This window comes from Leifsonia sp. Leaf264, from assembly GCF_001422325.1.
In the GTDB taxonomy this organism is placed as follows: domain Bacteria; phylum Actinomycetota; class Actinomycetes; order Actinomycetales; family Microbacteriaceae; genus Orlajensenia.
The window spans coordinates 410513-432270 of sequence record NZ_LMMR01000007.1; the positions used below are offsets into that span (position 1 = coordinate 410513).

General features: G+C 70.9%; 15 protein-coding genes. 12 read left to right on the forward strand and 3 right to left on the reverse strand.

Annotation, left to right across the window (positions count from 1 at the left end):
• The first annotated feature begins 20 nt into the window (after nucleotides 1-20).
• From ASF30_RS17705 to ASF30_RS17740, 8 genes are read left to right on the forward strand one after another with little or no spacing between them, the layout of a single operon-like run.
• On the forward strand, nucleotides 21-1157 hold the full coding sequence (locus ASF30_RS17705; RefSeq protein WP_055909752.1) for a serine/threonine-protein kinase: 1137 nt from the start codon (nucleotides 21-23) through the stop codon (nucleotides 1155-1157).
• Entirely contained in the window at nucleotides 1157-7240 is a 6084-nt protein-coding gene (locus ASF30_RS17710) for an Ig-like domain-containing protein (protein ID WP_055909754.1), read from the forward strand. The genes ASF30_RS17705 and ASF30_RS17710 overlap by 1 nt, the downstream gene beginning before the upstream one ends.
• A 50-nt stretch (nucleotides 7241-7290) precedes the next feature.
• A complete protein-coding gene (locus ASF30_RS17715) occupies nucleotides 7291-8256 on the forward strand; it encodes an AAA family ATPase (RefSeq protein ID WP_055909755.1) in 966 nt (321 codons plus the stop codon).
• The gene (locus ASF30_RS17720) at nucleotides 8253-9623 is read left to right on the forward strand and encodes a DUF58 domain-containing protein (protein ID WP_055909758.1); all 1371 of its coding nucleotides are present in this window, start codon (nucleotides 8253-8255) and stop codon (nucleotides 9621-9623) included. The genes ASF30_RS17715 and ASF30_RS17720 overlap by 4 nt, the downstream gene beginning before the upstream one ends.
• A complete protein-coding gene (locus ASF30_RS17725) occupies nucleotides 9620-12124 on the forward strand; it encodes a transglutaminase-like domain-containing protein (protein WP_055909761.1) in 2505 nt (834 codons plus the stop codon). Before ASF30_RS17720 ends, ASF30_RS17725 begins: the two co-directional genes overlap by 4 nt.
• Nucleotides 12121-13590 (forward strand): DUF5684 domain-containing protein, encoded by a 1470-nt coding sequence (locus ASF30_RS17730; RefSeq protein WP_055909764.1) that lies wholly within the window; start codon nucleotides 12121-12123, stop codon nucleotides 13588-13590. Before ASF30_RS17725 ends, ASF30_RS17730 begins: the two co-directional genes overlap by 4 nt.
• Nucleotides 13587-14429, forward strand: a complete 843-nt coding sequence (locus ASF30_RS17735) for a PP2C family protein-serine/threonine phosphatase (RefSeq protein ID WP_055909767.1) — start codon at nucleotides 13587-13589, stop codon at nucleotides 14427-14429. Before ASF30_RS17730 ends, ASF30_RS17735 begins: the two co-directional genes overlap by 4 nt.
• Nucleotides 14426-15103 (forward strand): hypothetical protein, encoded by a 678-nt coding sequence (locus tag ASF30_RS17740; RefSeq protein WP_055909770.1) that lies wholly within the window; start codon nucleotides 14426-14428, stop codon nucleotides 15101-15103. The genes ASF30_RS17735 and ASF30_RS17740 overlap by 4 nt, the downstream gene beginning before the upstream one ends.
• A 26-nt stretch (nucleotides 15104-15129) precedes the next feature.
• On the opposite strand, the gene ASF30_RS17745 is transcribed toward ASF30_RS17740, so the two are convergent.
• From ASF30_RS17745 to eccD, 3 genes are read right to left on the reverse strand one after another with little or no spacing between them, the layout of a single operon-like run.
• Complete coding sequence (locus ASF30_RS17745) at nucleotides 15130-16437, reverse strand: S8 family serine peptidase (protein WP_055909771.1); 1308 nt, start codon at nucleotides 16435-16437, stop codon at nucleotides 15130-15132.
• The gene (gene eccB / locus ASF30_RS17750; protein ID WP_055909776.1) at nucleotides 16434-17753 is read right to left on the reverse strand and encodes a type VII secretion protein EccB; all 1320 of its coding nucleotides are present in this window, start codon (nucleotides 17751-17753) and stop codon (nucleotides 16434-16436) included. Before eccB ends, ASF30_RS17745 begins: the two co-directional genes overlap by 4 nt.
• A gap of 4 nt (nucleotides 17754-17757) precedes the next feature.
• Nucleotides 17758-19095 (reverse strand): type VII secretion integral membrane protein EccD, encoded by a 1338-nt coding sequence (eccD, locus tag ASF30_RS17755; RefSeq protein ID WP_055909779.1) that lies wholly within the window; start codon nucleotides 19093-19095, stop codon nucleotides 17758-17760.
• Nucleotides 19096-19337: 242 nt separating this feature from the next.
• On the opposite strand from eccD, the gene ASF30_RS17760 reads away from it, so the two are divergent.
• From ASF30_RS17760 to ASF30_RS17775, 4 genes are all read left to right on the forward strand, one after another.
• Nucleotides 19338-19652, forward strand: a complete 315-nt coding sequence (locus ASF30_RS17760; RefSeq protein ID WP_055824653.1) for a WXG100 family type VII secretion target — start codon at nucleotides 19338-19340, stop codon at nucleotides 19650-19652.
• Nucleotides 19653-19678: 26 nt separating this feature from the next.
• Entirely contained in the window at nucleotides 19679-19975 is a 297-nt protein-coding gene (locus ASF30_RS17765; RefSeq protein WP_235480380.1) for a WXG100 family type VII secretion target, read from the forward strand.
• A 72-nt stretch (nucleotides 19976-20047) separates the two neighbouring features.
• A complete protein-coding gene (locus ASF30_RS17770; protein WP_055909782.1) occupies nucleotides 20048-20425 on the forward strand; it encodes a hypothetical protein in 378 nt (125 codons plus the stop codon).
• Nucleotides 20422-21756: a S8 family serine peptidase gene (locus tag ASF30_RS17775; protein WP_082468020.1), complete on the forward strand. Its 1335-nt coding sequence runs from the start codon at nucleotides 20422-20424 to the stop codon at nucleotides 21754-21756. The genes ASF30_RS17770 and ASF30_RS17775 overlap by 4 nt, the downstream gene beginning before the upstream one ends.
• Nucleotides 21757-21758: the final 2 nt, after the last annotated feature.

Below are 21758 nucleotides of genomic sequence, written 5' to 3' on the forward strand. Positions count from 1 at the left end.
CTGACAGAAAGGCGATCCACGTGGCCAGACGGGTGTCATCACCGCCGGTCATCGGAGGCTACAGCTACGTGCGTCCGCTCGGATCCGGCGGCTTCGCCGACGTCTTCCTCTACGAGCAGGACATGCCCCGCCGGGTCTCCGCTGTCAAGGTGCTGTTCGCCGACGCCCTGAACCCCGAGGTGCGCCGCGCCTTCAACGTCGAGGCCGACATCATGGCCAAGCTCTCGGCGCATCCGGCCATCGTCACCATCTACCAGGCCTCCATCTCGGCCGACGGGCGCCCGTACTTCGCCATGGAGTACTGCCCCGACACCATGAGCGCCCGCTACAAGAAGGAGCCTCTCGACATCGTCGAGGTGCTCGACACCGGCGTGCGCATCGCCGGTGCACTCGAGACGGCGCACCGGGCGGGCCTGCTGCACCGCGACATCAAGCCGTCGAACGTGCTCATCAACGCCCTCGGTTCCCCGGTGCTCGCCGACTTCGGCATCGCGGCCGCGGTATCGGCCGACGACGGGGTCCCGGAGATCTTCGCGATGTCGATCCCGTGGAGCGCACCCGAGGTGTTGCAGGAGCGGGTGTCGGGATCCGTGCCCAGCGAGATCTGGAGCCTGGGCGCCACGCTCTACACGCTGCTCGCCGGCCGCAGCCCGTTCGAGGCCTCGACGCGGGAGAAGAACACCCGCGAGCAGCTGGTGCGCCGCATCACGGCCGCGCGCTACACGGCGCTGCCGGTCGAGGGCCTGCCGCCGCGCATCGACGAGATCCTGTCGAAGGCCATGCACCGCGACCCGGCCAAGCGCTTCGCCTCGATGGCGGAGTTCGCCGAGCAGTTGCGCTGGGCGCAGTACGAACTCGGCATCCCGTCGACCTCCTTCGACGTCGCCAGTCCGGAGTGGGCCGCGGCGTCGCCCATCCGCTTCAAGGACACCCGCCAGCGCGGCCCTGTCGTCACCACGGTCGAGAAGGACTCGCGGCGTGCTGCGCGCGCTGCACGACAGGGCGATGGCGAGGGTGCGGCCGTCGATCGCGACGGCATCCCGGTTGCCTCCCCGCAGCCATCGGCGCTGCGCGCGGGCCTCGTCGGTGCCGGCATCGGCGCCGGTCTCCTCGCCGTCGCCGGCGTGGCTGTCCTGTTCATCACCGGGGCGCTGTGATGGCTACCCCACGCACGACCCGCCGTCCGGCGCGCTCCGCGATCATCGCAGCGGTCTCCGCTGTGGCAGTCCTCGGTGTCGTCGTGACCCTGGCCGTGACGGCTGAGGGCTACGAGGCCACCGAGGTTCCCCGCGTCGAGTCGTCGGTGTGGGTCACTCGCGACTCCGGCCAGTACGCCCGAGTGAACACCGACCTCGCCGAGATCGACACAGTCCGCGCCGTCGACGATCCCAACGAGGTCGCGCAGGCCGGCGCCCAGACCTCGGTCTACAGCCAGGGGCTCCGCCAGCGCTGGCCGATCGATGCCGCCAGCCCGATCGATCTCGTGCAGGAGGACGAGGCTGACGCCGCTGCGGCGACGGATGCCGCGGCCGGCGCGGCAGCGAGCACTCCGGCCGGTACCCGTGAGGTCGTGTCGGCCGGATCGCACGTGCTCTACCGCACGGACACCGGCCAGGTGTACCTCGGCGGGGTCGGCGCCGACGCCGGCGTCGTCCCCGTCGATCCGCTCGCCGAGGAGGCCGCATCCGTTCCTCCCACGGAGTCTGCAGACGGAGGCGACGGTGCCGACGGCGACGCTGAACCCGCGGCCTACGTCGCCGCAGCGGTCTCGGTCTCACCGGCGGGTCTCGTGGCGCTGTACTCCTCCGACGAGCAGGCCGTGCGCAGCTACGACGCGACCACCGGCAGCTTCCTCGGTTCGCCGCAGAAGCTCGCCTCACCGCCCGATCCCGATGCCGCCGTGGCGCTGAGTGTCGTGGGCGACGGCTGGGTGCTGCTCTCGGCCGGCCGCGCCTGGATCTCGGATCGCGATGCGCCGGTCGACGTCGCCGTCGACGACGCCGCCGTGCTGCAGGCCGGCAGCGACGACGGTGACTCAGCGCTCATCGCCGACGGGGACGGGCTCGTCGAGCTCGACCTCAAGCGCGGGACCTCGAAGCGCATCGCCCAGGCCGAGGGCACGCCGGCGCAACCAGTCGTCGTCGGGGACGACGCCCACGCCGCCTGGCTGGGCACCTCGGCCGGGGCCATCTGGTCGCGCTCGACAGGCGCGACCACGCCCATCACGGTTCCCGACGGCACCCTCGACAACGCGCAGGCGGTGACCCCGGTCATCCGTTCGAACGGGGACCGGGCCGTGCTCAACGAGACGACATCCGGCCTGCTCTGGACCCTGCCCGACGGCGCCGCCATCCCGCTCGAGGAATGGTCGGTCGACGAGGACGACGACGAGCAGCAGGGTGCGATCGTCGTCGATGACGTGTCGGAGCCGGAGCCTCCCGTGGCCGTCGACGACGCGTTCGGAGTGCGCAGCGGGCAGCTCGTGCTGCTGCCGGTGCTGCTGAACGACCACGACCCCAACAAGAAGGACGTGCTCACGATCGACCCGGCCTCGGTGACGGCGCTCGGCGACCAGGGCTTCGGTGCCGTCTCGGTCGTGGGTTCGGGCCAGTCCCTGGCCGTGCGCGTGAAGGCCGGCGAGGGCGAGACGACGTTCGAGTACGCCGTGACCGACGGCACGGCGACATCCAAGCCGGCCAGGGTCACGCTGACCGTCAAGGCGCCGGAGGAGCAGACAGCGCCTGTGTGGTGCGGCGTCGAGGCCTGCCAGCAGGACTGGCCGACCCCTCAGGTGCTGCCTGGCGGCACCGTCATGGTTCCGATCCTGAACGCCTGGGTCGATCCGGAGGGCGACCCCGTCATCCTGTCGGATGCCCGGACCGTCGACGCCGACGCCCCCGTGACCGTGGTGCCGATGGCCGACGGCCGGGTGGCCGTGCGCCACTCCGACCCGAACGGCGCCGACGGCGTCGTCGACGTGCAGGTGACCGTGACCGACGCCGGCGGCGCCAGCACCGAGAAGACCCTGTCGGTCGTCGTCACGGGCTCGCCGACCCTCGAGGCTGCGCCCGTCGCCGTCACGGCCGGGGTCGATGAGACGGTGTCAGTGGCCGTGGCCGACCATGTGACCGGCGGATCGGGATCGTTCCGCCTCGTCGACGCCGTCGCGTCATCGACCTCGGAACAGGGCCTCATCGTCTCGCCGAACGCCGCAGCAGGCGAGATCGAGCTGAGCGCCTCGGCGCCGGGCCAGTACGTGGTCACCTACTCGGTCGTCGACACCCTCTCGCAGTCCGAGCAGTCGGCGATCGTGCGACTGACCGTGGTCGGCGACGGCGTTCCCCTGTCGATGGCGCCCATCACGGCCTTCGTACGTGCCGGCGAGGACACCTCGGTCGACGTCTTCGGGGCCGTGTCCAACACCACCGGCCGCGTGCTCGTGCTGTCGTCGGCGGAGAGCACGGATGCCGCCCTCAACGTCGGCGTGGTCGACTCGGCCGAGCTGCGGGTCAGCGGCTCCACGGCCGATGGACTGCCCGGTCTGATCGGGCGGGCGAACGTGACCGTGGCCGACGGCGCCGGAGCCGCGGTGACCGGAACAGTCGCCGTCTTCCTCGCCCCGAGCGAGTCGGCGGTCTCGCCCATCGCCCTCCCCGACGCCGTCACAGTGCGTGCAGGGGCGCTCGTGCGCATCCCGGTGACGGCGAACGACGTGAGTCCGCGCGGAGCCCGACTGGTCGTCAGCCCCGAGGTCGCCGGCTCGGGAACTGCCGGTGAGCTCGCCTTCGCCGCCGGTGACAGCGTGCGCTACCTCGCGCCGTCGCAGGCAGGCACCTACAGCATCGGCTACTCGGTGGCGCTCGAGTCCGATCCGTCGCGCACCGACAACACGACCATCACCGTGACGGTCCTGCCGCCCGGAGCCAACCGCGCCCCGAAGCCGCAGTCGCTGAGCGCTCGGGTGCTCACCGGGCAGAGCGTCTCCATCCGGGTGCCGTCCTACGGCGTCGACCCCGACGGCGACGCCGTGATCCTGGTCGGAACCGAACAGCCCCCGGTGAACTCCGGCACGGCATCGGTCTCCGCCGAGGGCAACGCCATCGTCTACACGGCCCCGGGCTCCGCGGTCCCGGGCGGGCAGTTGAGCTTCGGCTACACCGTGCGCGACTCCAACGGTGCCGAGGCGTCAGGCGTCGTGCGGGTGGGAGTGCTCGACTCCGAGCTCGCCGACACTGCTCCCGTCACCTTCAGCGACTTCGCGCGCGTGCAGAGCGGTGCCGCCACTCCGGTGCGCATCCAGCCGCTCGACAACGATCGCGACCCCGCGCAGGGTGAGCTCGAGCTGATCGCGCTCGAGCCGAACGCCCCGGCCGGTACCAGCGAGTACGAGCGGCTCGAGCGACTGATCGACCCCGAGACCTCCCTCGCCGACGGCCGGGTGCTGCTGGACGCCGGTGACGTGACCGGCACCAACTCCTACGTCTACACGGTGCGCTCCGACGCCTCCTCGAGTACGGCCCAGGGCCTCATCGTGGTCGCCGTGAGCGACGAGGTCGGCGCCGACAACCCCATCGTCAGCGACACGGTGCTGACCGCGCGCACCCGCGGCGACCTGTCGAAGGCGGGCGTCGACGTGCTGTCGGGCAAGGTGACCTGGTCGTCGGGCGATGTCGCCGGCCTGAAGCTGCGCCTCTGGGGCGACAGGGCGCAGTCGCGCTACGAGGTCGACGGCTGGCGCATCACGGGCTCCCTGCCGGCCAAGGGCGATCTCGTCCCGTTCCAGGTGACGGCGACGGATGCCGCGGGCGACGACGTCGTCTCGTACGGGTTCCTGCGCATCCCCGCGTTCGACAACATGCGCGTGCAGCTGAAGGCGGCCATCGACCCCGTGCAGGTCGATGAGGAGAAGTCGGCCACGATCGACGTGCGCGACCTCGTCGACCTTCCGGCATCCGACGACGTGCAGTTGCGCGGCGGGACGTTCACCACGCAGCGCGCTGCAGCGACCTGCACGGCGAGCGGCACCGACGACGCCGTCTACGCAGCCGGACGCGAGGCGCCGTGGATCGACTCCTGCCTCGTGCCCGTGCGTATCGACGGCCAGTCGACCTGGTCGTACGTGGTCGTGCCGATCGCCATCAGGCCGAAGAACCCGCAGGCCATCCTGTCGGCGCTCTCGCGCACCATCGCCCCGGCGGCCTCGGAGACCGTCGCGCTGTACGACTCGATGACCACCTGGGAGGGCGACCGCGAGGGCGACAGGTCGAAGCTCGACTACAGCGTCGCCTACGACGGCGCATCCTTCGTCATGACGCAGAGTGGCGACTCCGTCAGCTTCGAGGCCCGAGCCGACGCCCGCCCCGGCACCCGCGAGACGGCGACGGTGTCGGTCTCGGCCTTCGGTGGCCTGAGCGCCGCCATCACCCTCGTCGTCGGAGTCGCCCCGGCCGATGCCCCGCGCGGCGCCACCTTCACCGAGAAGTGCACGGTGAGCGCCGGCACCTGCTCGATCCCGGTCGTCGGCGTCTCGGGAGAGTACGACCCGTTCGCCGGCAAGACCGGCGCCGGCCTGAAGCTCGTGAGCATCGGCTCCGGCGGAGGCGTCTCCTGCGATGTGGCGACGGTCGCGGCATCCGGCGACACAGCCGTGAACGCGGTGTTCCCCTCGGGCCAGGACGCCTTCGGCGGCGAGTGCGTCGTGCCGTTCACGGTGGCCGACGCGCAGGGCCGCACCGGAACCGGCAGGCTGACGATCGACGTGCAGGGCTATCCGCAGCGGCCGTCGTCGGTCTCCACCCGCTCCTACACGGGGTCGAGCGTGACGCTCGACGTGGTGCTCGGAGAGGCCGCCCGGGCGCATCCGGCGCTCACCGGCGTCGCCATCTACAGCGGCGGCCGCCAGCAGTCCGCCGACTGCTCGCAGTCTGTCGCCGGCGTCTACTCCTGCACGATCTCCGGCCTGGCCAACGGCGAGAAGCACGAGTACACGGCGCGCGCCGTCAACCCGGTGGGTGAGTCCGGCGACACCTCGTCCGTCACGACCTGGGCCTACGAGGCCCCGCGCATCGGCGACGCGACGGCGGTCCCCGTCTACGTCGACGGCCGCACAGCCGCGAACAACGCCGTCATCGAACTGTCGGTCGCGTCCTCGGACGACACCCAGGCCTTCCGCGTGGTCGAGCGCGACCAGACCATCACCCGCTCGGGCAGGACCACGACGGAGCGCCTCGACGTGACCCCGGGACCGCAGGTGCTGACCATCGTTCCGATCAGCCGCTTCCAGCCGCCGATCTCCGGACCGACGGACGGGGCATCCGTCGTCGTCACCGTCGATGGCGCCGGCAGCCCGATCATCACCAACGGGGTCACGGCCTCGGCCGCCACCAACTCGACGATCACCGTCGGGGGAGCCGACGTCAACGCCAACGGCAGCACGACGCCCGTCGAGCGCCTCTACGTCGCCTGGCGTGACGGCGGCGAGCCCCAGTGCCGCGTGAACGCGAAGGGCGGATCGCTCTCGATCTCCGGCGGCGAGGTGCAGGGCACAGGGCCGACGCTGTCGGGGCTGGCCGAGTTCGAGGTCTACCAGGTCAAGGCCTGCGTGAGCAACGGCTTCGGCGTCGCGTCGTCGAACTCGACCCAGGTGCTCACGTTCGTCTCCGTCGACGCTCCGTCCGGCGACAACACCTACTCCGTCGCCACCTCGGCGTCGCCGACCCCGACGCCGACAGGCCTGAGCTACAGCTACGGTCTCGACCGGGGCCCCTCGATCCAGGCGCGCCGCGGCTTCGAGGTGCAGTACTACCTCTACGGACAATGGCGCGACGACTTCTCGCTCTCCGATGACGGCGCCCCCGGTAACGTGAAGGCACGCGAATGCCGCAAGAACTTCGGGCTGTACTGCTCCGGCGAGACGGCGATCACCGGCAACGTGCCGACGACGGTCTCCGTGGAGTTCGACGATCCGAACGGGCAGGACGACGGCTGCTGGGTCGACACCACGAACCCCGGCGATCTCGTGTCGGTCTCCGCGGCAGCGCGAGGTTCATACTCCGTGTCCGGATTCACCTTTGCGGCAGACAGGCTCTCGGCTGACTTCACCGTCACCTTCACGGGGTCGTTCGCGCCATTGCAGGCCATCGCGCACACCGTCCCCATCTGCGCCCCGCCAGCCCCGGAGCCGACACCGACTCCCACCCCGACCGAGCCCGCCGACCCCGCCGACCCCGTCGCACCGTGACAGTCGGCGCATCAGTTCTTCCCCAGCATCCTTCGAGAGGACCCAACAGCATGACGATCGCCCCCGAGCAGGCCGCCTGGTTCACCGACACCTTCTCGCTGCTCGCCGACAACGTGGAGCAGGCCATCCTCGGCAAGCGCCACGTCGTCGAGCTCGTGCTGGCCACGGCGATCAGCGAGGGCCACGTGCTGCTCGAGGACTTCCCGGGGACGGGCAAGACCGCGTTGGCACGCGCCATCGGCCAGACCATCACGGGCACGAACTCGCGCATCCAGTTCACGCCAGACCTGCTGCCCGGCGACATCACGGGCATCACGGTCTACGACCAGAAGAAGGGCGAGTTCGAGTTCCACGCCGGACCCATCTTCGCCAACATCGTGCTGGCCGACGAGATCAACCGCGCCAGCCCGAAGACGCAGTCGGCGCTGCTCGAGGTCATGGAGGAGGGCAACGTCACAGTCGACGGCGTCACCAGGGCCGTCGGCGACCCGTTCCTCGTGCTGGCGACGCAGAACCCCATCGAGCAGGGCGGAACCTACCGACTGCCCGAGGCGCAGCTCGACCGCTTCATGATCAAGACCAGCATCGGCTATCCGGATGAGGCGGCGACCCTGCGCATCCTGCAGGGCGTCTCGCAGCCGAAGGGCGAGCTGACCGGCATCGTCTCGCCCGACACCCTCGTGACGATGACTGACATGTCGCGCAGCGTCTACGTGAACCCGCTCATCTCCGACTACATCATGCGCATAGTGGATGCCACCCGTCGGGCCACCGAGGTGCGCCTCGGCGTGAGCGTGCGCGGCGCCATCTCGCTCTCGAAGCTCGTGATGACCTGGGCGGCGGCTCACGGGCGCACCTTCGTCACCCCCGACGACGTGCGCGACCTGGCCATCCCGGCCTTCAGCCACCGCCTCGTGCTCGAGCCCGAGGCCGAGTTCGACGGCGTCACCGCTGCCGCCGTCATCGGGCAGATCCTGCTCGACGTCACACCGCCCCGTGAGAACGGGGCTGCGTGAGCTCACCGACCGAATCCCGTCTGGGCCGCACCTCGGCCGCGACGGGAACCCGCACGCGTGCAGCGACCGTCACGCGCTACGCCGAGACCCGGCGCGGCGCCGTGGCCGGCGCGGTGTTCGGCGTGCGCCGGGCGACGCGGGTAGGAGCCGACGCGCTGCGGCGCGCTGTGGAGTGGACGCGGGACACGGTCTCGCCGGCCGGTCTCGTGCTGGTCATCGCCGTGATCGGCGGGGTCGTCGCCGGACTCGGCTTCGGCTGGGTCGAGGCCTGGGTGGTCGCTGCCATCGCTGCCCTGCTGCTGCTGGCTTGCATCCCGTTCCTGCTCGGCGCCCACGACTACAGGCTGGAACTCGTGCTCGACCGCGACAGGGTCGTCGCCGGCAGCACCGTGGGCGGCCACCTCGACCTGGTGAACCGCGGCGAGCGGGCGTCGCTGCCCGGTGTCGTCGACATCCCCGTCGGCCGCGGCCTCGTCGAGGTGCACGTCCCCCTGCTGCGTGCCGGCGCCCAGCACCGCGAGAACCTCACCATCGGTGCCGAGCGTCGCGGCGTCATCGACGTGGGCCCGATGACCATCTCGCGCGGTGACCCGCTCGGCATCCTGCACCGCGACATGAGCTGGCCCGACGTGCAGCGCGTCTACGTCCACCCCGTCACGGTCGCCATCCCGAGCACCAGCGCCGGTCTCATCCGCGACCTCGAGGGCACCCCGACGAGCGACCTGACCGACTCCGACCTCTCCTTCCACGCCGTGCGCGACTACGTCACCGGCGATTCGCAGCGGCACGTGCACTGGAAGGCGACGGCACGCACGGGCAAGCTCATGGTGCGCCAGTTCGAGGAGTCCAGGCACGCCCGCATCGCGATCCTGCTCGACCTCGACACCGAGGAGTTCGAGACCGATGACGAGTTCGAGATGGCCGTGAGCGCGGCGTCCTCCCTCGGCCTCAACGGCGTGCGAGAAGGTCGCGACGTGCTCGTCGCCGTCAGCGCCCCCATCCCCGAGTTCTCCCGTGATGCCGTCATGAGCATCAACACGGTTCCCACCCAGACGCCCAAGGCGATGCTCGACGGCATGGCCGCCATCCAGTCCCGGGCGAACGTCATGCGGCTCGAGGCCGTCACGGCCCTCACGGCGCAGAGCTTCCCCGACCTGTCGATCGCCTTCCTCGTCACGGGATCACGGATGCCGCTCACGCGCATGCGCCAGGCCGCCATCACCCTGCCCGCCCGCATCCGCACCGTCGCGGTCAGGTGCGAGCCTGGAGCCGAGCCCACCATCCGCACGGCCCGCGAGATCACGGTGATCACCATCGGCGCCCTCGACGACCTCACCAACCTGCTCGCAAGAGGAGCCCTGCGATGAGCCGCCGCCGCGCCGCGCGGAAGCGCCGCACCGACCGCGCCATCGAGCTCTGGGGGCTCGGCTACCTAGCCGTCGGCGTCGTGCTCGCCACAGTCGCCGTCTGGCCGGTGTACCAGTCCTGGCGCGTGGTGCTGGTGGCCGTCGTCGGAGCAGGCGTCGGCGGCGGGATCGCCCTGCTGGTGCGGCGCCTCGGTTGGCGCGGCGTCACCGGCGCCCTGCTGGCCGTGCTCGTGACGCTCGCCGCCTACGCCGTGGTCGTGGTCCCCGTCGCGATCCCCTCGGCAGTCACGGGCATCCCGGGCATCGCCCGCGGCATCCGTGATGGCATCGTCGGCATCGTCGTGGGGTGGAAGCAGCTGCTGACCCTCGACCTTCCCGTCGGGGAGTACCAGGCCGTGCTGGTGCCGTTCCTGATCGTGATCCTCGTCGGCACCCTTCTCGGCACGACCCTGGTTCTGCGCGATGACAGGTGGACGCCGCTGGCCGCGCTGCCCGTCGTGGCGATGGTGCTGTTCGGTGCGACCTTCGGCTCCAGCGAGACCAGCGCGGCCGTCGACGTCTTCGGCGTCGAGCTTCCGGCGCCGCGCGAGCTGCTCCTCGCCGTGCTCACGCTGCTCGTGACCGTGGGCTGGTTGCTCGGCCGCTCCAGGCTGGTCCGGGCCAGGGCGCTCGCCCGCGCTCGAGGCGGGACGGTCAGCGGTGGCGGCGGATCCGTGTGGATCGCCGTGCGCCGCAATGCGCTCGCTGTCGGCCTCATCGTCGTCGCTCTGATCGGCGGACTCGCCGTCGCTCCGGCGGCCGCGCAGCTGGCCGATCGCGATGCGCTGCGAGACGGCATCGACCCGAGCATCGTCGTGCAGAAGCAGCCGAGCCCGCTGAGCGACTATCGCGGCTGGTTCGGAGTCGACTCCTTCGACACGGAGCTGTTCCGCGTCTCGGGTGACGTGGAGCGCATCGGGCGCCTTCCGCTGGCCGTGCTCGACGACTACGACGGTGAGACCGTGCACGTCGCAGCAGACACCCGCTTCTCCCGGCTGCCGCGGTCGGCCGGAGCCGGCGACGATCGTGTCGACCTCGGCGTGAAGGTCGGCGAGGGCTACAGCGGCGTCTGGGTGCTCTCGCCCGCCGCCCTCGCCGCCGCCCCCGACTTCACCGGCCCTCGAGCCGAGGCCCTCGACGACGGATTCGCCATCGCCGCGGACAGTGGTGGAGCCGTCGACGTCGCTCCGGCCGGTGACGACTTCGGCCTGCTGCCCGGCGACTCGTACACCCTGACCGCCGACGAGCAGGCGCCGCCCGCCGACTTCGGCTCGGCGCAGGGGGCCGCCGCCGGCCTCGACCCCGATGAGTACCCGGCCCTGCTGGAATGGGCGTCGCTGCAGGAGCTGCCGCGCACCGGAGCCGGCCTGGCCGAGATCATCGACAGGCTGCGCGCCCGCGGCTACCTCAGCCATGGACTCCTCGACGACGCCGACTCCACCAGTTGGGTGCAGGCGCTGAAGGCCGACGGCCGCTACACCTTCCTCTCGAGCTACGCCGGGCATTCGCGGGCCCGCATCGAGACCCTGTTCACCTCGCTCGTCGACCAGCAGCGCCGGGCCGGGGCCAAGGCGAGCGATGCCACCCTCGTCGCCGCCGTCGGCGACGACGAGCAGTTCTCGGTCGCCGCATCGCTGCTGGCGACGGAGTGGGGATTCGAGTCCCGCGTCGTGGTCGGCATCCGTCTGCCTGCAGCCGACGAGGTTCCCGGCATCCCGGCCTGCGTCGAAGTGTGCACCGGCTCGCAGATGAGTGCCTGGGTGGAGGTGCGCGATCCGCGGGGAGGCTGGGTGCCCTTCGACGTCACCCCGCAGTTCGCGAAGGCCCCCACCGCCATCACCGAGGGAGAGCAGCTGCCGGAGAACCCGACGGTTCCCGACGACGTGAAGAGCGAGGCCGTCGACCCGCCGCAGGCCCAGAGCGACGCCTCGGACGCCGATGTCGTTCCCACGGAGGACGGCGCCGTCGTCGCGGCGGGATTCTGGCCCGTCGTGCGCGGCGTCGCCATCGGAACCCTCGCCCTGCTGCTCCTGCTGCTGCCCATTGCGGCCATCCTGCTGGCGAAGGTGCTGCGCCGTCGCAGCAGGCGCGGTGCAGCCAGCGCCGAGGTGCGCATGGTGGGCGCCTGGGAGGAACTCATCGACGGCTACGCCGACGCTGAGGTGCCGTTCGAGAGGCTGCCCAGCCGGCTGCTGCTCGCGCGATCCGCCGGTCGCGCGGCCGCCGAGCAGCTGGCCCGCGAGGTCGACCGCGCCGTCTTCTCGGAGCATCCGCCCACGGCTGCCGATGCCGACTCCGCCTGGAGCATCGTCGACGAGGAGCGCCAGACACTGCGAGTCGGTTCGTCGTTCTGGAGACGCCTCAGCGCCGCCCTCACCCTGCGGTCGTTCCTGGCCCGCATCCGCAGTTCGAATCGTCCCGTCACCGTGCCCGTCAGCCTGCGCAAGGAGATCGCCCCATGAGTACAGCCACGTCGGATCCCTCGGGCGTCATCGGTGCGCTGGTCGCCGTGATCGTGGTCTTCTCCCTGGTCGGCATCGCCGTCTACGTGTGGGACGCCCTCGCCCTGTCGCGACTGTTCCACCGTCTGGGCGGTGAGTCGTGGAAGGGCTGGGTGCCCATCCTCAACACCGCCGAGGTCTACGCACGCGGTGGTGTTCCGGCCTGGTCGGTGGTGTTCCTGTTCATCCCGATCGTGAACCTGTACGGCCTCTACCTGTACGTCATCGCCACGCACAGGATCAACGTGCTGTTCGGGCGGGGTGCCGGCAGCACCGTGCTCGCGGTGCTGCTGCGTCCGGTCTGGGCGACCCTGCTGGCCTGGGGGAGCGCGTCGCCGGATCCCGAGCGCGGGCGGATGCAGCCCGTACCGACGCTCAGTGAGCGGGTGGGACCGCTCATGGAGCCCGCGGCTGCTCCTCGCGATGCCTCGGGTTACGCCATTCCGCCGCGGGATGCCGCCGCCGACCCCGCCGTCTCGTCGTCGGCCGCCGCTGTCGCGGCAGCATCGGTGATCCCCGTCGCAGCTCCGGCTCCGCACCAGGCTCCAGACCTGCCCCCGGTCGCGCACGTGTCGATCGCCGAGACCATGGGACAGCCGGCACCCGTCGAGGCGACGAACCCCTGGGCGCCGCGCGACCAGGGCGCTGGTGCGTCGGCCGATGCCGCGCCTGCGGATCGCTCCGTCGCGGCACCGTCCACGCCGCCCCGCGTGCAGCCCGCCGAGCCGGCACCGGCACCGGCGCCGCCGGTGGTGGCCTCGCCGCCGGCGTTCTTCGAACCAGTTCCGGCGTCGGTGCCGCCGGTCGTGGTACCGCCGGTCGCTCCGCCGGCCCAGCCGGCTCCGGTTGCTCCGGTTGCTCCGCCGGTGCAGGCTGCCCCGCCCGCTGAAGCCGCTCCGCCCGCCGCGCCCGCTCCGGCCGAGGCTCCGTTGTTCACGCCGCCGGCTCCCGACGCCGACGCCGACGCCGGCTCCGACGACGACTTCGGCCACTACGACACCATCATCACCGCCGGCCGCCCGGCCCCGGCCGACGACGTCGAGGAGGACGTCGACGACCTTGAGGCGACTGTCGTGGTCGACCGACGGCCGCGTGTGCGCTGGCGACTCGCCCTCGACGACGGAACCCTGCTCGACCTCACGGCACCGCGGGTGGTTCTCGGTCGCAACCCCGTGGCCGCCGACCCGGGAGAACAGGCACTCGCCGTTCCGGACCAGACGCGTACGCTGTCCAAGACGCATGCCCGACTCATCCTGGAGGACGGCGAGTGGACCGTGACCGACCTCGGATCGACGAACGGAGTGCTCCTCTACGACGAGCACGGCGGCGAGATCCTCGTCGATCCCGGCGTGGCGGTCTCGGTGGCCGACGGATTCGTCCTCGGCAAGGTGGCCATGCGTGTGACTTTCGTGGAGGAGACCCGGTGACGGCATCCGTTCAGCGTGTGGTCGTGAACGTCGCGGCCGTGACCGACCGCGGCCAGAAGCGCCAGGCCAACGAGGACTCCGTGCTCGCCGAGCGGCCGATCTTCCTCGTGGCGGACGGCATGGGCGGCTACGACGCCGGTGACCTGGCGAGCCAGGCCGTGGTTGCTGCGTTCCGCGAGTTCATCACCGGCGGCGAGATGACGACCCTCGACGAGGTCCGCGACGCCCTCGGGGCGGCCGATGAAGCCGTCGACACCGTCTCTGCCGGCACCAGGCGCGGCGCGGGCAGCACCGTGGCCGGCATCGCCATCGTCGAGCACGATGGCAGGCCGCACTGGCTGGTGTTCAACGTCGGCGACTCCAGGGTCTACCGGCACGTCGGCAGCGAACTCGAGCAGATCACCGTCGACCACTCCCTGGGGCAGGAACTGGTCGATCAGGGGCGGATGCGTCAGGACGAGCTCGCGACCTTCGACAAGCGCAACGTCATCACCCGGGCGATCGGGGCTCCGGACAGCACCGCTGACAGCTGGCTGATGCCCGTGACCAACGGCGAGAGGCTGCTCATCTGCTCCGACGGGCTCACCTCCGAGGTGAACGACGAGGCGATCCGCGCGACGCTCACCATGAGCGGGGGACCGGACTCGGCGGCCGAGGCCCTCGTCCAGCGTGCCAACCGCGCGGGCGGGCGCGACAACATCACGGTCATCGTGCTCGACGTCGTCTCCGGCGGCGCCACCGGCGAGCCGACGGACACGACGGGCGCCCGTCTCACCGGGAGCGGCCTGACCGACTCCATGATCGACGACACCACGATCCCCGTGCGATCGGGCGTGTGAGCGTGTCCGGCGTCGACGATGAGGACGAGCGCACCGTGATCGTGGATCGCGGCGGCGGTGATGAGGACGAGCGCACTGTGCTGGTCGATCGCGGCGGCGACGACGAGGATGAGCGCACCGTGCTGGTCGATCGCGGCGGCGACGACGAGGAGGACGAGCGCACCGTGATCGTGGATCGCGGCGGCGGCGAGGAGGATGAGCGCACCGTCCTCGTCGATCGCGCCGACGATCAGGTCGATGACGACGGCACCGCCGTGGTCGACCGGCAGCACTCCGTCGACGACGGCACCTTCGTCATCGATCGAGCGACCCACGACCTCGATCAACCGCTGTTCCGCCCACCGCCCCCGGCGCGCGAGAAGGCACCGCTCGTCCGCCGCGGCCGCCGCACCGTGAGACCGGCCCCGCTCGATCCCACCCTCGTGCGCACAGCACTCGAAGCGCCGGGGCCCGGAGCCGTCGCGCCGTACGGCCCGCGATCGCTGCCCGAACCGACGGCGCCGCCCGCTCAGCTCGCGCCGACGGCGCAGGCCACGCGCGTCGTCGACGGCAGCCTGCCCTCGGTCGAGGGCGAGGCCAGACGGGTGAGCCTCATCGCCGTCGGAGCCGTCGTCGCTGCGTCGGTCGTCTCGGTGGTCGGACTCGTGCTCCTGGCTGTGCTGCTGTTCGGCTGACGGCCGCCTCGACTGCCGTCGGGCTGTCAGAACTCCTCGTCGGCAGGCCGATCCAGGAAGCCGAGCCGTGATGGTGCGTCGGATGCCGGGTCCTCGGCATCGGTCCGGCGGCGCCGGCGGAGCACGACGGCCGTTGCGATGATGCCGAGAAGCGTCGCGCCGACGATGGTGATGAAGGCCGTGGCGGCGCTCGTGGCGGCGAAGTTCGACTGGCCGTCGTCGGGGGTCACCGTGATCGTGGGAGGCCTCACGGCGCTTCCAGCGGTGTCGACGAAGGGACTCGCCGGCCCGCGGGTGGTGGCTGACGCCAGCAGCGTGATCGCGTCCGCCGGCTGGATGAGACCCCAGCCCGCGACGTCGTCGCGCTGGTCGAGGTCTGTACGCGCAGCCGTCGCCATCAGGCGGTAGGCCCAGCCGTCCGGGCCGTCGGAGGGGTGGGCGGCCGCGACGAGGGCGGCCGCACCGCTCGCGTACCCCGTGGCGAAGCTCGATGACGGCGCCTCGGTGGCGTAGACGCAGTCGCCGGCACCCGTCGCCGAGGTGGTGACCGCCTGCGCCGGGGCCGACACGTCGACCTGGGGTCCGTGGATCGAGTCGTCCGTCACGGTTCCGGATGCATCCGTCGCCGTCACTCCGAGAACACCCGGGTAGGCGGCGGGATAGCGGGCGCCGTCTCGCGTGTCCTCCGTCGTCGCCCTGTTGCCGCCGCTTGCGACCACCAGGCTGCCGGAGTCGTGAGCGGCCTTCACAGCCGCCTGCAGTTCGGCGGATCCGGCGACCTCGCTGAGTGACACGTTGATGACGTCGGCGTCATGCTCGGCTGCCCACCGGATGCCGGCGGCCAGCCGAGCCGTGGTCGGTCCGAAGCCGTCGCGCTTCGACTCGTCGTCGGTGCCCCTGAAGACCCGGACCGACAGCAGCCGGGCATCCGGCGCCAGTCCGATGACGCCCGACGATGGAACCGCTCGGGCGGCGATCTGGCCGGCGATGGCTGTGCCGTGTCCCTGCGGATCGCTCAGCCCGTCGGCGCGCTCGCCGTCGCCGACGAGGTCGATCCCGCCGATCACGGCGTCCTCGAGGTGCGGGTTGCCGACGTCGATCCCGGAGTCGACCACGGCGACGATCACGCCCTGCCCGGTGCTGTGCTGCCACGCGGCCTCGGTCTGCAGCAGTGAGAAGGCCGCCGGCCTCTCGGAGGAGAACACGACGTTGCCGGGCTTGCAGGCCTCGTCGGCGGCCATCGCCGGCGCGACGTCGGGCATCGGCGACACCAGCAGGCCACCGGCGAGGATGCCTCCGAGCGCGACGGCGACGCCGATACGTCGGGGCGTCACTTCGAGCTCGCGGCCTCGACGGCGGGGCTGGTTCCCGCTGCCTCGGGGGACAGCTCGGGTCCGGCCGGCAGGAAGTCGAGCCATCCGGGCACGACGGGGGCGACGTCCCTGCTGGAGTAGCCCAGGCGTTCGAGGGAGTCCGTCGTCGCGACGGCGTAGGCGGTGCCGGAGCCGTCGACCAGGAAGGCCGGAGATCCCTTCCCCGTGCGAACCAGCGAACCCGCTCCCACGTCGACCCCGATGGAATCGGTGTCATTCACATCGGCCGTCGGAGCCGTGGCCAGACTCGTCGTCGCGGCGTCGTCGGTCACGTCCGACAGGGCGCACGGCACGTTCTCGGCGTCGACGGGAGCGAGAACCTCGCTCGGCCAGTCGAGGCCGCCGGCCGGGTCCGTCGCCGTGGGCAGGTCGCCGATCTCGGCCGGGCTCACATCGACGGCCTCGCCGTCGCTGTTGCCGAGGAGTTGAAGCTGGTAGGCCAGCGGCGTGAGCCTGGCGAGCTCGCCGGTGGCCAGTGCGATGTAGCGCTCGTCGTCGGGGCTGCCCTCGGGGTGTACCACGGCGCCGACGCGCAGGTCGGTGCCATCGATGGCGTCGCCCGCGCCCTTCACCGTCAACGGTGCCAGATCGGTTCCGGGCTGGAACAGGTCGAGCCACCGGCCGTCGACCTCGATCGGGGCTGAGGCGCCGAGCCCCACCGCCCGGAGCACGGCGTTGGCGTCGTCGCTGTCGACGGCGTAGCGGTACTCGCCGGCGACGACGAAGAGTTCGTCGTCGACGGTCACGACGGCTCCGCTGGCCGGGGCGAGAATGGCTATCGGGCTGTCGCTGATGCTCACGGCCGTCTTGCCGCGGCCGGTGACGCAGGCGGTCCAGCCGTCGTCGATGAGCGCATCCGGAGCGGGCAGGTCGTCGGGAGCGCCGACGATGCCCACGGTGCCACCGACGGTGATGTCGGCCACGGTGGCCTGGTCCGTGCTGATGACGGAGAAATCGCCGGCCGGAACGAGCAGGCGTGCGCTGGCCGTGTTGATGACGGGATGCAGTGTGCCGCCGACGGTGAGGTACCGGGCCCCGGTGTCCGAGACGAGCACGAGCTTGTCGTCCTCCCAGCCCTGCGGGAGCCCCGGGCGCACCAGCCCGTAGAACACCCCGGCCAGGATGACCATGGCCGTCAGGGCGACGCCGGCGACGACGGCGCGCAGAGGCTTGGCCGGGTCGAGTTCCTTGCCGCCGGGGGCGCCGCCGGTGAAGGCCGAGAGCAGGCGTCGCCGACTGAACCCCTGCGCCTCGATGAGGTCCTTCTTGGTGGCCATCGGGCTACGCGAGCCCGGCCGTGATCACGCCGAGCGGGAGCAGCAGGGCCAGGGCGATCACCTCGACGGTGTCGGCGACGCGTCCGAGGCGCAGCCGCGCGCGGGGGCTCAACAGCGTGAGGGTGACCAGGAGGGCGGTTCCGACCAGCAGGACGATGAGCATGCCGATGCGCAGATCGGGCTGGGTGACTATGACCGTGAGCCCGGTGGCGGCGAGCCCGATGGCACCGAGGGCCATGAGGGTCATGACGCCGGCGCGGGCGTAGGTCTGGCGCGACTGGAACATCATGCCGAGGAACGCGAGAGCGCACAGCAGGGCTCCCGTGAGGCCGTTCGCAGCGACGATCGGGGTGGCGGCGAGTGCCGCGAGACCGAGGGCCAGTCGCAGCGACACCAGCACCCTGGCGCCCGCTGCCGCGCGACGCTTCACATCGTCGGCGTCGATGGGATCGGGAGCCGTGAAGACGTCGGCGTCGCTCTGGGGGGAGATGACCTGGATGCGGGTGGAACTGAGCGCGAGCCACGGCAGCCCGTTCGCGAGCATCGCGGTGACGGCGAGCATGATCGAGTACGGCCCGACGGGGTCGAGCGAGAACGCCGCCGTCACCACGGCGGCCAGTCCGATGCTCGCGCCGAAGGCGAGGGGGACGAGGTGGATCTCGGGCTTCGTGGGGGTGAACGCCAGTTCCACCCCGCCGACGATGATGAGTCCGAGCGCACCGGCGGCGACGGGCCACCCCCACATCTGCTCGGCGGGCACGGCGAGGAAGCCCGCGATGCCCCCGTACCCAGCGGCGGCGAGGCCGAGCGCCGCACCGGCCTCGGTCTGGCCGAGACGCGAGAGCACCACGGATGCCGCGATCAGCACGAGCGCTCCGGCGCCGGCGAGCACCACGGCCAACGGGAAGTCGCGGCCCGTGCCGACGAGCAGGAGGGCGCAGAGGGCGAGGAACGTCACACTGACGGCCAGGGCGGTGCGCGAGCTGTCACGGGGAGTCCAGGAGCCGTGCTGTTCGCTGGTCGCGTCGATGACGGCTTCGACGACGTCGTCGTAGACGCGGGCCTCGGCGAGGAGGCCGCCGCGCACCAGCGTCAGCAGTTCGCCGTCGTGCACACCCTGACTGCCGATGCCGCGGGCGGGATCGAGCGCCGAGCCGTCGGCGCGATTCAAGACGTAGCCACCGTGCGCCAGTGACGGATCGAGCATGCCGAGGCGCCGGGCGAAACCGGGCAGGAGCTCGATGAGGGGTACCTGCGCGGGCACGCCGACGTCGAGACGTCGGTCTTCGCTGACGATCGACAACCGCAGCACCGCGCCCGCCGCGATTGCGGTCTGGCTCATGTCTTCCCCATTCGTCTCGTCCGCTCGACCAGCGGATGACACGCGTTTCACTCTAGATGATCGACGCTCAACCGACCGTGTTGCGCCATTCGGGGGACGTCCCGCATATGGGGGGAATTGCCCACCGCCTCCATCTGGCTTAGGTTGGGTCGCGGTGACGCATTTGGGGGACGAAGACGCTGCCGTGTTTCGGCCGCCCCCTCCAGTGATCGTCTACATCGGACGAATGAGAGGAATGGGTGATGGCTGACCAGATTTCAGCAGAAGAGGGTGCCCTCCGCAAGGGTGCCCAGGCAGTGCGCGAGACGAAGACCGGAGTCGACCAGCAGGTCAAGAAGGTCCGCGGCGAGATCGACCAGCTGCGCGGCTACTGGACCGGCGCCGCTGCCGGTTCGTTCACGACCTTGATGACGCGTTGGGACGAGCAGACCCGCAAGCTCAACGAGGTTCTCGTCACTCTCGAGGCCGCACTCGCCGGCACCGAGAAGGACCAGGCAGCCACCGAAGACTCGCACCAGCAGACCATCTCGGGCCTCGGCTCGATGATGGGCGCCTAGGCACCGGAACACGGATCAAGGAGTAGATGAACATGCAGTCGATGTCAGTCCGTCCCGAGCAGGTCACGGCGCTCGCAGGTCAGATCCGCGGAGGAGCCCAGGGCATCCGCGCCGAGCTCGACCGCCTCGAGGCCGAGGTGGGCAAGCTCCGTTCAGCGTGGGGCGGTGACGCTCAGCAGGCCTACGACCAGGCTCAGGCCAAGTGGAACGCCTCGATCGGGGAGCTTCAGCAGCTACTGCAGCAGATCTCCGGCAAGACCGAGGAGATCGCCGCTCAGTACCTCCAGAGCGACAAGTCGTCGGCCGGGCGTTTCTCGCTCTAGGCCGCATCCGGTGGGCCGGGAGCAGATCCCGGCCCACCGTTCACATCCCATATCACTGAAAGGAGCCCCGCCATGGCGAGCATCATCCAGGTCATCCCCGACCTCGTGTCGAACAGTCTCAAAGACCTCCTGGAGGGGCTCTCCGCTCTGCCCGAGCCGAGCGAGTTGCAGTCCGAGGGCGTCAACGTCGGCGTGGCATCCCCGTTCCGGACGGAGCTGTCCCAGACGGCCTACGTCCTGAAGGACGCGACCCGCTCGATCATCGAGGAACTGAAGGCGGCGGAGGACGCGATCCGCAAGACCGTCTCTCAGCTCGTGCAGAACGACGAGAGCATCGCCGACGACGCCAAGGCGTTCCTGAGCTTCCTCGACGCCGCAGTCGCGACCGAGCTCCCCCCGGTTACGCCCGTCGCGCCCGCTGGCGGCGCAACGCGCAACCGCTTCCAATGAGGCGTGGTTCCTCCCGCCTCATCGCCGCGTTGGCGGCGACAGCGGCACTCGTCGTCGGTCCGGCACTGCCGGCGACGGCAGCAGTCGACGGACCCGGCCTCTGGTACGTCGATGCGCTCCACCTCACCGACGCCTGGGAGGCGGGCTACACGGGTGCCGGAGTGACTGTCGCCATCATCGACTCGCAGTTCCACCCCGACATCCCCACCCTCGCCGGCGCGGACATCACAGTGCGCGAGCCCTCCTACTGTGCCGACGACGACGGAGGCGCCTACCCGGCGACGACCGACTCGCTGACCGCCAAGCACGGTACGAACACCGCCTCACTCATCGTCGGTGACGGCAGCGGCAGCGACGGCGAAGCGGGAGTCTACGGTGCTGCCCCCGGAGCGAAGCTGCTCTACTACACCGGGGTGATCACCCCGCCGACGGCCGGAGGACTGCAATTCGACGGCCAGTGCAGGCCGGTGGACGATCCGACGAGCATCACAACGATCGAGGCCGTCAACGCCGCCATCGACGACGGCGCCGACATCATCTCCATCTCCCTGGCCCTGAGCGCCGACCAGGACTGGATCCCCACGATCCTGCGTGCCGCCCGGGAGGGCGTCGTGATCGTCGCAGGTCTGCCTGACAAGCCGGGCAGTCAGTCCGACGGTTTCGCACGGTACAACAGCGTCGTCGCCGTGCAGGCGATCGGGTCCGATGGTGCGGCTCTGGCGACGGACGGCGTACCGAACTCGTTCGAGAAGGTCACGGTCTCGAACGCCGGAATCGGAATCCTCAACCAGGGCTCGAGCTTGGACACTCCCACAGCGGACAAGAACTGGACCGATCAGTCGCTCGCCGACGGAACGTCATTCGCGACGCCGCTCACGGCGGCCTTCCTCGCCGTAGTGAAGCAGAAGTATCCGAAGGCCACGGGCAACCAGCTCATCCAGACGCTGATCCACAACACAGGGGGCGGTAATCCCGACCTCCTCCATGACAACACCTTCGGCTACGGCACTGCGTCGCTGACGACCATGCTCACCGTGGATCCCACAACGTACCCCGACGTGAACCCCCTGATCCTCGACGACCCTGACGCTGTGCCCGCAGCAGCGGAGTTCGCGCAGGAATCGGCCGCGCCGTCGGCCTCGGAGTCGCCGTCGACGGCCCCGGTGGCCTCGGATGACGACTCCGCCGGGCTCGCCGTGCCGGTCATCGTCGGCATCGCCGTCGTCGGCGTCCTGGTTCTCGCCGGACTCGTCGTCCTGATCGTGGTGCTCGCGCGTCGTCGCCCGAGTGCATCCCCGCCGACCACCGGCCAGACCCAGACAGGAGCATGACC

What these genes read in the sequence shown, in the direction of transcription:
- ASF30_RS17710 (WP_055909754.1), top strand. Translation starts at nt 1,157, where the DNA reads ATGGCTACCCCACGCACGACCCGCCGTCCGGCGCGCTCCGCGATCATC.
- ASF30_RS17715 (WP_055909755.1), top strand. Translation starts at nt 7,291, where the DNA reads ATGACGATCGCCCCCGAGCAGGCCGCCTGGTTCACCGACACCTTCTCG.
- ASF30_RS17725 (WP_055909761.1), top strand. Translation starts at nt 9,620, where the DNA reads ATGAGCCGCCGCCGCGCCGCGCGGAAGCGCCGCACCGACCGCGCCATC.
- ASF30_RS17730 (WP_055909764.1), top strand. Translation starts at nt 12,121, where the DNA reads ATGAGTACAGCCACGTCGGATCCCTCGGGCGTCATCGGTGCGCTGGTC.
- eccB (WP_055909776.1), bottom strand. Translation starts at nt 17,753, where the DNA reads ATGGCCACCAAGAAGGACCTCATCGAGGCGCAGGGGTTCAGTCGGCGA.
- eccD (WP_055909779.1), bottom strand. Translation starts at nt 19,095, where the DNA reads ATGAGCCAGACCGCAATCGCGGCGGGCGCGGTGCTGCGGTTGTCGATC.
- ASF30_RS17760 (WP_055824653.1), top strand. Translation starts at nt 19,338, where the DNA reads ATGGCTGACCAGATTTCAGCAGAAGAGGGTGCCCTCCGCAAGGGTGCC.
- ASF30_RS17765 (WP_235480380.1), top strand. Translation starts at nt 19,679, where the DNA reads ATGAACATGCAGTCGATGTCAGTCCGTCCCGAGCAGGTCACGGCGCTC.
- ASF30_RS17770 (WP_055909782.1), top strand. Translation starts at nt 20,048, where the DNA reads ATGGCGAGCATCATCCAGGTCATCCCCGACCTCGTGTCGAACAGTCTC.
- ASF30_RS17775 (WP_082468020.1), top strand. Translation starts at nt 20,422, where the DNA reads ATGAGGCGTGGTTCCTCCCGCCTCATCGCCGCGTTGGCGGCGACAGCG.